This window comes from Klebsiella oxytoca (assembly GCF_009707385.1).
Classification (GTDB): Bacteria; Pseudomonadota; Gammaproteobacteria; order Enterobacterales; family Enterobacteriaceae; genus Klebsiella; species Klebsiella oxytoca_C.
In genome coordinates this window covers 1,291,037-1,303,396 of sequence record NZ_CP046115.1, presented here as the reverse complement: position 1 = coordinate 1,303,396, position 12,360 = coordinate 1,291,037, and the positions used below count along the sequence as shown (strand labels likewise).

Genomic DNA, 12,360 nt, shown 5'->3' with positions numbered 1-12,360 from the left:
GTCAGGCATGAGCGGGCAGATGAACGTGGATGTTCTGGTAGTCGGCTCCGGCGCGGCGGGGCTTTCTGCCGCCGTCACCGCCGCGCTGGGCGGCGCCAGCGTGCTGGTTGCGGAAAAAGAATCGGTGATTGGCGGCACCAGCGCCTGGTCCGGCGGCTGGCTGTGGATCCCGCATAATCCGTTGGTCAGAGAAGAAGGTATCAACGAAGAGCCTCACGCGCCGCTCACCTATTTACAGCATGAAATGGGCGGTGAGCCTGCCGATGCGCGGCTGCTCGCTTTCTTAAAGTACGGGCCGGAGATGATCGACTTTTTTCGTCGCCACACCGCAGTGCAGTTTCTTTCCGGCAGTAAAATGCCCGATTTTCACCCTTCACCGGGCTCTGCGCAGGGCGGCCGTTCGGTGACGGCGCAGCCTTTTAACGGAAGCCTGCTCGGCGACTGGCTGCACCGGCTGCGTCCGCCGCTGGAAACCATTAGCCTCGCGGGTATGGGCATTGCCGGCGGCACGGACATGGCGCACTTTTTCAACGCGACCCGCTCACCGCGCTCGGCGCTGTATGCCACCCGCCGCCTGCTGCGCCACGGCTGGCAGCGGCTGCGTGCCGGGCGCGGACACCATCTGGTTAACGGCAATGCGCTGGTCGCCCGTCTGCTGCGCTCGGCGCTGGACGCTGGCGTCAATTTTCAGCTTAACGCGCCGGTAGAACGGCTGCTCACCGCCGATAACGGCATTACTGGTGCGATATTACGCGGCGACAGCGGCACACTGGAGATTCGCGCCGGGGCGGTGATCCTCGCCTGCGGCGGCTTTCCTCACGACAAACAGCGTCTGGCGGAAAATGTCCCGCACGCCGCCAGCGGCTACGGCCACTTCTCCGCCGCGCCTCCGGGTAATCAGGGGGATGGTATTCGGCTCGGCGAAGCGGTCGGTGGACGGTTTGATACTTCGCTCAGGCACGCAATGGCCTGGGCGCCGGTGTCGCGCGTTACCCTCGCCAGCGGCCTGCAGCTGGCCTTCCCGCACCTGGTAGAGCGAGCCAAGCCGGGCTTTATTGCCGTTTTACCCAACGGTAAGCGCTTCACCAATGAGGCCGACTCTTATCACGATTTTATTGCCGCGCTGCTGGAAGCCACCCCGCCGGGCGAAACGCCGCAGGCATGGCTGATTGCCGATAGCCGTGCGCTGCGGCGCTACGGGTTAGGCCATGCTCGCCCCTTCCCTTTTTCCCCCGAGCCCTGGCGACGCACTGGCTATCTCTACGCCGGCGAGACGCCGGAAGCGCTGGCGAAAGCCTGCGCTATCGATTCGCAGCAGCTGGCGGAAACGATCGCCCGTTTTAACGGTTTTGTAGACCAGGGGGAGGATAAGGATTTTCAGCGCGGCGCCTCAGCCTACAACCGCGCGCAGGGGGACTCCAGCCGTTCCCCTCATCCTACGCTTGGGAAACTCAGCCAGCCGCCTTTTTATGCCGTGCGCATTCTTCCCGGCTCGCTGGGCTCGTTTAGCGGATTAATTACCGATGAATTTGCCCGGGTTCTCGATGCACAGCAGCAGCCGATTCGGGGCCTTTACGCCATCGGTAACGATATGTCGAGCGTGATGCGGGGATTCTATCCCAGCGGCGGTATCACGCTCGGTCCGGCGATGACCTTTGGCTATATAGTCGGTAAAAAACTGACAGAAAACATAAATAAAACAATGCAGTAAAAGCATTCCACCAGGGACGGCAATACGCATAACAACAATCACCTGCAACTGTAATGGAGTCCTTTATGAACATGCGAACCCTGTCACTCGCCGCGCTTACCCTGCTCGACGTCCCGCCGCCGGAACAGGTGCGAATTGCGGCCCAAACCGGATTTACCCACGTCGGCCTGCGCCTGCTCCCCGCCACGCCGTCTGACCCGGATTATGACATGCTGGGCGATACCGCTGCCGTCCGCGATACCCTGGCGGCGCTAATGGAGACCGGCATCCGCGTCTCGGACGTTGAAATCGTCCGCCTGACGCCGGATTTTTCACTGGATTCCCGTTTACAGCTCTTCCTCGACACCGCCGCGCGCCTTGGCGCAAAACAGGTTTTAGTCGCTGGAAACGATGATAACCGGGCGCGCAGCGCGGATAACCTCGCGCGCCTTGCCGAAGCGGGTCTGCAATATGGTTTAACCATGAACCTGGAGCCCATGCCCTGGACCCATCTGCGCACCATCGCCGAGGCCCGGGCGCTCATTACCGCCAGCGGCCGCAACGATATCGGTATTCTCATTGACGCCATTCACTTCTGGCGGGCAGGCGAATCCCTCTCCACCCTCGCCGCATTACCGCAAAGCTGCCTCAACTACATGCAGCTTTGCGACGCTCCGCCGCAAATACCCGCCGATGAACAGGAGTTGATTTACCAGGCACGCGCGGCGCGCCAGGTGCCTGGCGAAGGCGGACTCGACCTGTACGGCCTGATGGCGGCGCTGCCGGCCACGCTGCCGGTCTCTGTAGAAGTTCCGCTAAGCGGCCCTCGCGGCGCGCTGCCTGCGCTCGCCCGCGCCCAGCTGCTGTTCAACGCAGCGCAGTCCTACCTGCGCCCTTGCGCATAAGGAGCCCCCCATGACACAGACTCAACGCCTGGACGTCAGGGAGTTAATTAACGCTAATCCGCTGAGCCGCTTCCAGAAGCTGGTGGTGCTTTTAGGCTTTTGCGTGATTGCGCTGGACGGTTTTGATATCGCCATCATGGGATTTATCGCCCCAACGCTCAAGCAGGAATGGGGAGTAAGCAACCATGAGCTCGGCTTCGTCATCAGCGCTGCACTGATAGGCCTGGCGCTGGGCGCTATTTTCTCCGGACCTCTCGCCGACTGGCTGGGACGGAAGAAAATTATCATCAATAGCGTCTTTTTCTTTGGCTTCTGGACCATTGCTACCGCCCTCTCACAAAACATTGAGCAAATGATGTTTTTTCGTTTTATGACCGGTCTGGGGTTAGGCGCGGCCATGCCCAATATCGGCACTCTGGTGTCAGAATATGCGCCGGAGCGCCAGCGTTCGTTTCTGATTACCATTATTTTTTGCGGTTTTACCTTTGGCGCGGCGGCCGGAGGATTCTCCGCCTCCTGGCTGATCCCACAGTTCGGCTGGCACTCGCTGATGCTGCTCGGCGGTATCCTCCCGCTGCTGTTCGCTCCGGTTCTGATCTGGCTGTTGCCCGAATCGGTGCGTTTCCTGGTGGTTAAGCGGGCGCCTGCCGAACGTATACGAAGGATTTTGCAGCGCCTCTATCCCGGACAAATCGCCGATGACGCTGAGTTCAGCCTCCCGACGCAGCCCGTCCAGACAAATGCGATGCGCATCGTGCTGTCGCGTCACTATCGTTTCGGTTCATTAATGCTCTGGCTGGTCTACTTTATGGGACTTTTTTTGGTTTATCTCCTCGGCAGCTGGTTACCGACGCTGGTAAAAGAAGTCGGCTTAACGGTCAGCCAGGCGGCAGTGATGACCGCGATGTACCAGGCGGGCGGAACCCTTGGCTCACTGTTTGCCGGCTGGCTGATGGACCGGATCAACCCCCATCGGGCGCTCGGACTTATTTACGCCGTTGGCGGACTGTTCACGATGGCGATGGGCTATGCAGCAGCAAGCTTTGCGCTCATCTGCCTGCTGGCGTTTATCAGCGGAGCCTGCCTGAACGGCGCCAATACCGGCATGAACGCGCTCTCCGCCCGTTATTATCCTACCGAAGCGCGGGCGACGGGCTCCAGCTGGATGCACGGTGTTGGCCGTCTGGGCGCTATCCTTAGCGCCTTTGCCGGGGCTGAAATGCTGGCGCTGAATATCAGCTTCGAAAGCGTTTTCCTGCTCCTTGGCGTTCCCGCCGCTATCACCGTCGCCGGGCTGGCGGCCAAAGGTATTTTTGCCGCTGGTTCGACGCTAAAAACGGCCTCGTCACCAACGCCAGTCACAAATTCGCTTTAATTCCTGAGGTTTCGGCGGGCATGATTCAAAACATGCCCGCCGAAAAAGAAAAATTAATTTCATTTTAATGATTAATGAAAAAATAAAAATCCGCGCCTTATCGATTCACTTCACACATTCATTACGCATCCCGGCAAAATAAATACAAAAAACTAATCAGAGAAGCCTTCATAAAAGCAACTAATCGCCTTATTAATCAGAATGGCTTGATAGCACCGCCATTAAATTCAACGGATCAATTTTGTCATTTTTCGATCCGCCTCTCATATACAGAAATTAAATTTCAAATCTATATTGAAATGAAATAAATATTTCCATATGTTCTGGCTGACATTCAGGATAAGGTAGTGCCGGTGGAACTGGCGCTGAGGTCCTTACTTGTCCTCCCAGACAAAGGAATTGACCATGAGTGAACAGCAGCTCCTCCTCTCTCCCGCAGCAGCTCGCGGCGATAAGCTAACCTGGACTACCCGAATAGCTTACGGCGGCGGCGATACCGCCTGTAACGTTGTTTTCGGTATGATAGGCACGGTTCTAACCCTGTTTTATACCGACTATGTCGGCATCAGCATCGCTACCGTTGGGCTGGTCATGCTGATCTCGCGTCTGTTTGACGGCGTTTCCGATGTGATAATGGGTTTGATGGTTGAACGCACAAACTCTAGCTGGGGTAAATCACGCCCCTGGCTATTGTGGATGAGCGTTCCCTACGCCGTCTCGGCGATTCTGCTGTTTACCGTCCCACAGACTACTGGCACGCTGCAGTTTCTCTATCTGCTGGTGGCCTATAACTTCTGCACCACCGTATGCTACACCGCTATCAACCTGCCCTATGGCAGCCTCTCGGCCATGATGACCCGAGCCTCCTGGGAACGAGATATGCTCAGCATCACCCGAATGTCGATGTCGCCATTTGGCCGCATTCTCGCCGTGGCCTGTACCTTGCCGCTGGTGAAATACTTTGGCGACGATCAGGCCGCGTGGATCAAAACGATGTCCATTTGGGCTTTTCTGGCGCTGCTATTGCTGCTGTTTTGCTTCTACAAATGTGAAGAGAAAGTAGTCATCAAAGCGCGAGAAAAACAGGGAAATTTGCCGGTAAAAACCCAGCTTTCCGCACTCTTTCGTAACCAGTACTTCTGGGCCAGCGCGATCCTGTGGACCGCGCAGAGCGTCTACTACACCGTGGTCGGTATCGCGCTGCCATACTACTGCCGCTACGTACTCGGCGACGATACCTTCTACAGCTCTATTTTCGTTGCTGAGACCGCCTGTATTATTATTTTTACCTTCCTCAGCTCCGTCCCTATCCGCAAATACGGTAAACGTAACGTTGCCCTCTGCGGCATTCTACTGGCTACCATCGGCCAAGTGCTGTTTATGTTCAACTCCAATGACTACCACTGGGCGCTGGCAAACGCGATTATCCGCGGTATTGGCTTCGCCCCGCTCAACGCCGTGCTGTTCGGCTTCTGCGGCGATGCGGTTGAATTCGGCCAGTGGAAAACGCGCGTCCGGCAGGAGGGGATGATCTTTTCCGCCGGTTCAGTCGGCACGAAACTCGGCGCAGGCGTTGCCGCCGCGGTGATCTCCGGCCTGTTAAGCATCTCAGGTTACGTGAGCTCCAGCAGCGGCTCCGGCGTTCAGCCGCAAAGCGCTATCGATATGATTAACAACGTTTATCTCTACGGCTCTTTCTTCCTGTGGATTGTGGTCATTATCACCCTGCTGTTTTACCGGCTGGATAAACAGTACCCACAGATTATGCGTGAGCTGAAAGAACGCGAAGCGCGCGGAGAGATGTAAAGCCCAATTACCACTCCCGCGCTCGCCGAGCACGGGTATTCAGAAGAACATCTGAAATCCGAAGTATCTCTATAATTAAGGAGAGCATCATCATGTTAAACGGCATGAAACCCTTATCCCGCTCCCTGCGTTGGGGCATGGTCGGCGGCGGCGGTACCAGCCAGATTGGCTATAGTCATCGCTGTGCGGCGCTGCGCGACAATGTGTTTACTCTGCTGGCGGGCGCGCTCGATATAGATGCCGAACGCGGCCGTCAATTCGGCGAACAGCTGGGAATCGCTCCAGAACGCTGCTACGCCGATTATCAAACGCTATTTGCAGAAGAGGCCAAACGCCCTGACGGTATTGAGGCCGTATCGGTGACGACGCCGAACAATACCCACTTCGCCATCACGAAAGCGGCGCTGGAAGCCGGGCTGCACGTTATCTGCGAAAAACCGCTGTGCTTCACCGCCGACGAAGCCCGCGAGCTGGTCGCGCTGAGTAAAAAGCAAAATAAAATTATCGGCGTCACCTACGGTTATGCCGGACACCAGATGATCCAGCAGGCACGGCAGATGATTGCCGACGGCATGCTTGGCGAGATCCGTATTATCAATATGCAGTTTGCTCACGGCTTTCATAATGAAGCCGTCGAACTGCAGGCGGAATCCACCCGCTGGCGGGTTACGCCGAAATATGCCGGCCCTAGCTATGTACTCGGAGATCTGGCTACCCACCCTCTGTTTATCGCGGAGACAATGGTACCAAACCTTAACATTACCCGACTGATGTGCGCGCGTCAGAGCTTCGTTAAATCTCGCGCGCCGCTGGAAGATAATGCTTTTGTCTTGATGGAATATAACAACGGGGCCGTCGGTTCACTGTGGACCAGTGCGGTCAACAGCGGCGCGATGCACTCGCAAAAAGTCCGCGTCATCGGCGAAAAAGCCAGTATCGAATGGTGGGATGAACGCCCAAATCAGCTGAACTACGAGGTGCAGGGCGAACCGGCGCGCGTACTGGATCGCGGTATGCCCTATCTGAGCCAGCAGGCGCTGGCGGACGATCGCATCGGCGGCGGACACCCGGAAGGGCTGTTCGAAGCATGGGCCAACCTCTATCGCCGCTACGCCATCGCTATTGATGCGATGGATCGCGGCGACCATGCGTTCCTTGAAACCTTCTGGTATCCGGATGTTGAAGCCGGTCTTCACGGCGTCTACTGGGTCGAGCAGTGCGTTAAATCCGCCGATGCCGGCGGCCAGTGGGTTGACTTTAACTGCCAATAATCTCTGCGTACCGGTGGGGGCCACTCCACTGGTTTCTTTCTATCAACCACACTCACCTCTTCATGCAACACAGTCGTAATATCTGCTAAACAAACATTTATTTACGCTTCTGGTTCCCCCCACTACACTAGGCGCAGTTTTTATATTGAGGTGGTAATGAACGATAATAAAATGACGCCAGGCGAACTGCGCGCGACCTGGGGTTTGGGGACCGTATTCTCTTTGCGCATGCTCGGCATGTTTATGGTTCTGCCGGTTCTGACCACTTATGGCATGGCATTACAGGGCGCAAGCGAAGCCCTCATCGGGCTGGCAATTGGCATTTACGGGCTGGCCCAGGCGATATTCCAGGTACCTTTTGGCCTGCTTTCTGACCGCATCGGTCGTAAACCGCTAATCGTCGGCGGCCTGTTTATCTTCGTTATTGGCAGCATTATCGCTGCGCTTTCCGACTCAATCTGGGGCATTATTCTCGGTCGTGCGCTGCAGGGCTCCGGGGCGATTGCCGCCGCGGTTATGGCGCTGCTCTCCGATTTGACCCGCGAACAGAACCGCACCAAAGCCATGGCGTTTATCGGCGTCAGCTTTGGCGTCACCTTTGCTATTGCCATGGTTCTTGGTCCAATTATTACCCATCAGCTGGGACTGCACGCTCTGTTCTGGATGATTGCTGTCCTGGCGACGCTCGGTATTTTGCTCACGCTGTGGGTGGTGCCAAACAGCGAAAATCACGTCCTGAACCGGGAATCCGGGATGGTGAAAGGTTGCTTCAGCAAAGTGCTGGCAGAGCCAAAACTGCTGAAGCTTAACTTTGGCATTATGTGCCTGCATATCATGCTGATGTCCACCTTCGTTGCCCTACCGGGTCAGCTGGAGGCCGCCGGTTTTCCGGCCGCCGGGCACTGGAAAATTTACCTGGTCACCATGCTGGTCTCTTTTGTTGCCGTGGTGCCGTTTATTATTTACGCCGAAGTGAAGCGCAAAATGAAACGCGTCTTCCTGCTATGCGTTGCCATCCTGTTGATTGCTGAAATCGTGCTCTGGGGCGCTGGTGGATATTTCTGGGAACTGGTAGCGGGCGTTCAGCTGTTCTTTCTCGCCTTTAACCTGCTGGAAGCGCTACTGCCATCGTTAATCAGCAAAGAATCACCGGCCGGCTATAAAGGCACAGCCATGGGAATTTACTCCACCAGCCAGTTTCTCGGCGTGGCTATTGGCGGCTCGCTCGGCGGCTGGGTAGATGGCTTTTTTGATTCACAAACCGTCTTCCTGCTTGGTGCCCTGCTGGCGATGCTGTGGCTGCTGGTCGCCAGTACGATGAGCGAACCGCCGTACGTTAGCAGCCTGCGGGTCGAAATACCCGATGGCATCGTGGCGGATAAATCGCTCGAAGAGCGCTTACAGGCTAAAGAGGGCGTAAAAGAGGTTCTGGTGATTGGCGAAGAGCGCTCTGTCTATATCAAAATTGACAGCAAACTCACTAACCGCTTCGAAATTGAGCAGGCGATTAAAGGGCTCTGAAAATGAAGAACTCCGCTTCAGGCAGGTGGTGAACGCCAGGATTATTTTGTGCCGGGCGGCGGCTAATGCCGCACCCGGCATGTAAAAAAGTGCGATGGCACTATTTTAATCACGGAAGTTTTTGAACTGGAACGGCTGGCCTAAATCACCGCCGCGCACCAGCGCCATAACCGCCTGCAGGTCGTCGCGAGATTTACCGGTAACGCGAATCTCTTCGCCCTGGATCTGCGCCTGTACTTTCAGCTTGCTATCTTTAATAAGTTTGACGATTTTTTTCTGCGTCGCGCTCTCAATCCCCTGCTTCAGCTTCGCATCGACAAACCAGGTTTTACCGCTGTGCACGAATTCATCCGGCACTTCGATAGAACTGCCCTCAATTCCGCGCTTCAGCAGCTTGGCGCGCAGAATGTCCAGCAGCTGGTTAATCTGGAAATCAGACTCGCTGAGGACCTTGATGGTCTCGTTTTTTTCGTTCAGCTCAAAGCTCGCTTCGACGTTACGAAAATCAAAACGCGATTCAACTTCACGGGTCGCGTTCTCTACGGCGTTTCGAACTTCCTGAAGATCGACTTCAGAGACAATATCGAAAGATGGCATCTTTTCCTCTCCTTCCGTTTCTTTTGCGATGCATAATACCCGCACCGCGACATAACTCAACTTGTTATCCCGAAAGGATAACTGATAACGCTATACTTTAGCCATGAGCACCTGATGCAGCACTTACAGGTGAGGAGGAACAATGAAAGTAACCGTACTCGGATGCGGTGCACTGGGACAGTTATGGCTAACTGCGCTGTACAAACACGGACATGAGGTCCAGGGCTGGTTACGCGTCCCGCAGCCATTTTGTAGCGTTAATGTGATTGAAACTGACGGCAGCGTGTTTAATGAATCATTTACCGCTAACGATCCTGATTTTCTCGCCAGCAGCGAACTGCTGCTGGTCACGCTAAAAGCCTGGCAGGTTTCAAATGCGGTGAAAAATCTCAGCGCCATTCTGCCCTCGTCAGCGCCCATTCTGTTAATGCATAACGGTATGGGTACCGTCGATGAACTTAAAACCATCAAACAGCCGCTGCTTATGGCATCGACAACCCAGGCGGCCCGCCGCGACGGCAACGTTATCGTCCACGTCGCTAACGGCACCAGCCATATTGGCCCGGCGAAAGATTACCCTCAGGATTATAGCTATCTTGCCGATGTACTGCAGAATGTACTGCCCGACGTCGCCTGGCATAACAATATCTACCCCGCGACCTGGAGTAAGCTGGCGGTAAACTGTGTGATTAACCCGCTGACGGCGCTAAAAAAATGCCGGAACGGCGACCTGCGCGAATACCCGCAGGAAGTTGCCGCTATTTGTTATGAAGTTGCTGCGGTGATGGAGCGCGAGGGAATGCATACCTCTCCGGAAAACCTGTTATTCTATGTTCATCAGGTTATTGAAAGTACGGCAGAAAATACCTCATCAATGCTGCAGGACATTCTCGCCCAGCGCCATACGGAAATCGACTACATCACCGGTTTCCTGTTAAAGCGCGCCCGAGTCCATGGTATCGCCGTACCTGAAAATACCCGTCTGTTTGAACTGGTAAAGCGTAAGGAGAATGAATATGAGCGCGTCGGCACTGATTTGCCTCGCCCCTGGTAGCGAAGAGACCGAAGCGGTCACCGCCATTGATCTACTCGTTCGCGGCGGCGTAAAAGTCACGACCGCCAGCGTTGCCAGCGATGGCAACCTGACGATTGTCTGCTCGCGCGGCGTCAAGCTGCTGGCCGATGCGCCTCTGGTAGAGGTGGCCGACGGTGATTTCGATATCATTGTCCTGCCCGGCGGCATTAAGGGCGCGGAGTGCTTTCGCGATAGTCCGCTGCTGGTTGAAACGGTACGCCAGTTCCACCTTTCCGGACGCATCGTCGCGGCTATCTGCGCCGCGGCGGCTACCGTGCTGGTACCGCATAACCTGTTCCCCATCGGTAACATGACCGGGTTTCCGGCGCTAAAAGATCAAATTCCCGCCGAGCAGTGGCAGGACAGGCGCGTGGTCTGGGATCCGCGCGTTAATCTGCTTACCAGCCAGGGGCCTGGGACATCCATTGATTTCGCGTTGAAGATGATCGATCTGCTGGTTGGACGTGAAAAAGCTCACGAAGTCGCTTCGCAGCTGGTGATTGCGGCAGGAATTTATAACTACTACGAGTAAACGAAAAACGGCAACCCTGGGTTGCCGTTTGAAACATTAATACCCTCACCTCTGGGGCTACGGGCGATATACCTTCACGTTCTCAAAGCCCTGCTCGCGTAGATACAGCGCCTGCAAACGGCTCATCACCCCGCGTTCGCACCACAGCAGCCAGGTCTTACTCTGGTCGAGATCGCCAAATTTAGTGCTGAGCTTATAGAACGGCAGAGAAACCACGTCCACGCCTTCCACCTTCAGCGGCTTATCGTCCTGTTCGTCGATAGAGCGAATATCCAGGACAACGTCGTTGGGGCCAAAGCCGCTGACGGTTTCCACTTCCACCACGGCCTGTTCTGTCTGCTGAGCAATATCGCGGATATCGATATTCGTCGCTTCCGCTACCACTCTTTCCAGGATGTCGAAATCGAAGTGCTCTTCTTCCGCCTCGATCTTCGCCTTTACCGCTTTGATGGTCGGGCTCTTCGAGATAACGCCGCAGTATTCCGGCATGGTACGGGCAAAATCTTCGGTACCGATTTCACGCGCCAGGTTAATAATGTGCTCTTTATCGTGCGAAATCAGCGGACGCAGAATCAGGGTATCCGAGACGTTGTCGATCAGACGCAGGTTGGTCAGGGTCTGGCTGGAAACCTGGCCTAACGCTTCACCGGTCACCAGCGCCTGCACGCCGTAGCGCTCGGCCACTTTTGACGCCGCGCGCACCATCATACGTTTAAGCACGACGCCCATCTGGCCATCATCGACTTTTTCCAGAATCTCGCCAACCACCGGCTCGAAGTTAATCGCCACGAAACGCACGCGGTGCGAGCTGCCGAAACGGTTCCACAGGTAATGCGCCACCTGACGTACGCCGATTTCATGCGCTGCGCCGCCAAGATTAAAGAAGCAGTAATGCACGCGGCAGCCGCGACGCATCAGCATATAGCTGGAAACGCCGGAGTCAAAACCGCCGGAAATCAGCGACAGCACATCTTCCTGGGTGCCGATGGGGAACCCGCCAATGCCTTCATAGCGCCCTTTTACCAGCAGCAGGCGATCGTTTTCGATTTCGAGATTCACCGTCACATCAGGGTCGGTCAGCTTCACCCGAGCCGTTTCAATATGCTGGTTCAAACCGCCGCCGACGTAGCGTTCCACTTCGATAGAGGTAAACTCATGCTTACCGCGACGCTTAACGCGCACGCAGAAGGTTTTGCCTTCCAGCGCTTCGCGCCACAGCGGCAGAGTCTGCTCAAAAATGTCATGCAGGGAGGTAAAAGGAACGTCTTCGACCTCCAGAATATGATGAATGCCGGGAATACGGGTCAGGGCATCGCGAATCACCGGGCGCTGATTTTCATCTTTCGCCCGGACTTCGATATGATCCCAGTGACGAACGACGGCAAGCGTCTCATCATAGTTTTTGAGAACGTTACGAATGTTCCCGGTTAAAATTTTAATGAAGCGCAATCGCACAGATTGGCTTTTGATGGTGATTTCCGGGAACAATTTAATGATAAACTTCATGGCGACAATATTCGTTGGCAAGCCCGACGGGGCTTTAAGCATAAAAAGTTGTACAGGCGCAACCGGCGTCTGCATCCAGGGC

Annotated in this window: 10 protein-coding genes; 8 read left to right on the top strand and 2 right to left on the bottom strand. The window is 55.6% G+C overall.

Annotated features, from left to right (window positions below; all coding sequences use genetic code 11):
• Positions 1-7: 7 nt before the first annotated feature.
• The 6 genes from GJ746_RS06055 (at position 8) to GJ746_RS06030 (ending at position 8,568) form a co-directional block, all read left to right on the top strand.
• Positions 8-1,711, top strand: a complete 1,704-nt coding sequence (locus GJ746_RS06055; protein ID WP_154679376.1) for an FAD-dependent oxidoreductase — start codon at positions 8-10, stop codon at positions 1,709-1,711.
• Between the two features lie 65 nt (positions 1,712-1,776).
• Positions 1,777-2,595: a sugar phosphate isomerase/epimerase family protein gene (locus GJ746_RS06050; RefSeq protein ID WP_154679375.1), complete on the top strand. Its 819-nt coding sequence runs from the start codon at positions 1,777-1,779 to the stop codon at positions 2,593-2,595.
• A gap of 10 nt (positions 2,596-2,605) precedes the next feature.
• Entirely contained in the window at positions 2,606-3,970 is a 1,365-nt protein-coding gene (locus GJ746_RS06045) for an MFS transporter (protein ID WP_154679374.1), read from the top strand.
• A gap of 405 nt (positions 3,971-4,375) precedes the next feature.
• The gene (locus GJ746_RS06040) at positions 4,376-5,776 is read left to right on the top strand and encodes an MFS transporter (protein ID WP_154679373.1); all 1,401 of its coding nucleotides are present in this window, start codon (positions 4,376-4,378) and stop codon (positions 5,774-5,776) included.
• Between the two features lie 92 nt (positions 5,777-5,868).
• Positions 5,869-7,047, top strand: a complete 1,179-nt coding sequence (locus GJ746_RS06035; protein ID WP_154679372.1) for a Gfo/Idh/MocA family protein — start codon at positions 5,869-5,871, stop codon at positions 7,045-7,047.
• A gap of 156 nt (positions 7,048-7,203) precedes the next feature.
• The gene (locus tag GJ746_RS06030) at positions 7,204-8,568 is read left to right on the top strand and encodes an MFS transporter (RefSeq protein ID WP_154679371.1); all 1,365 of its coding nucleotides are present in this window, start codon (positions 7,204-7,206) and stop codon (positions 8,566-8,568) included.
• 105 nt (positions 8,569-8,673) lie between these two features.
• On the opposite strand, the gene GJ746_RS06025 is transcribed toward GJ746_RS06030, so the two are convergent.
• Positions 8,674-9,165: a YajQ family cyclic di-GMP-binding protein gene (locus GJ746_RS06025; protein WP_004129715.1), complete on the bottom strand. Its 492-nt coding sequence runs from the start codon at positions 9,163-9,165 to the stop codon at positions 8,674-8,676.
• Between the two features lie 142 nt (positions 9,166-9,307).
• Between GJ746_RS06025 and panE the strand changes: the two genes are divergently transcribed.
• Both panE and yajL read left to right on the top strand, forming a co-directional pair.
• Positions 9,308-10,219: a 2-dehydropantoate 2-reductase gene (gene panE, locus GJ746_RS06020; protein ID WP_154679370.1), complete on the top strand. Its 912-nt coding sequence runs from the start codon at positions 9,308-9,310 to the stop codon at positions 10,217-10,219.
• Positions 10,182-10,772 carry a protein deglycase YajL gene (yajL, locus tag GJ746_RS06015; RefSeq protein WP_154679369.1) on the top strand — a complete coding sequence of 197 codons (591 nt, stop codon included), beginning with the start codon at positions 10,182-10,184 and terminating at the stop codon, positions 10,770-10,772. The genes panE and yajL overlap by 38 nt, the downstream gene beginning before the upstream one ends.
• Before the next feature lie 57 nt (positions 10,773-10,829).
• Here yajL and thiI read toward each other — a convergent pair whose 3' ends face one another.
• Entirely contained in the window at positions 10,830-12,278 is a 1,449-nt protein-coding gene (gene thiI, locus GJ746_RS06010) for a tRNA uracil 4-sulfurtransferase ThiI (RefSeq protein WP_154679368.1), read from the bottom strand.
• Between the last annotated feature and the right edge of the window lie 82 nt (positions 12,279-12,360).

Excerpts from the sequence above, each read along its gene's own strand:
- GJ746_RS06055 (WP_154679376.1), top strand. The coding sequence starts at position 8 with ATGAGCGGGCAGATGAACGTGGATGTTCTGGTAGTCGGCTCCGGCGCG.
- GJ746_RS06050 (WP_154679375.1), top strand. The coding sequence starts at position 1,777 with ATGAACATGCGAACCCTGTCACTCGCCGCGCTTACCCTGCTCGACGTC.
- GJ746_RS06045 (WP_154679374.1), top strand. The coding sequence starts at position 2,606 with ATGACACAGACTCAACGCCTGGACGTCAGGGAGTTAATTAACGCTAAT.
- GJ746_RS06040 (WP_154679373.1), top strand. The coding sequence starts at position 4,376 with ATGAGTGAACAGCAGCTCCTCCTCTCTCCCGCAGCAGCTCGCGGCGAT.
- GJ746_RS06035 (WP_154679372.1), top strand. The coding sequence starts at position 5,869 with ATGTTAAACGGCATGAAACCCTTATCCCGCTCCCTGCGTTGGGGCATG.
- GJ746_RS06030 (WP_154679371.1), top strand. The coding sequence starts at position 7,204 with ATGAACGATAATAAAATGACGCCAGGCGAACTGCGCGCGACCTGGGGT.
- GJ746_RS06025 (WP_004129715.1), bottom strand. The coding sequence starts at position 9,165 with ATGCCATCTTTCGATATTGTCTCTGAAGTCGATCTTCAGGAAGTTCGA.
- panE (WP_154679370.1), top strand. The coding sequence starts at position 9,308 with ATGAAAGTAACCGTACTCGGATGCGGTGCACTGGGACAGTTATGGCTA.
- yajL (WP_154679369.1), top strand. The coding sequence starts at position 10,182 with ATGAGCGCGTCGGCACTGATTTGCCTCGCCCCTGGTAGCGAAGAGACC.
- thiI (WP_154679368.1), bottom strand. The coding sequence starts at position 12,278 with ATGAAGTTTATCATTAAATTGTTCCCGGAAATCACCATCAAAAGCCAA.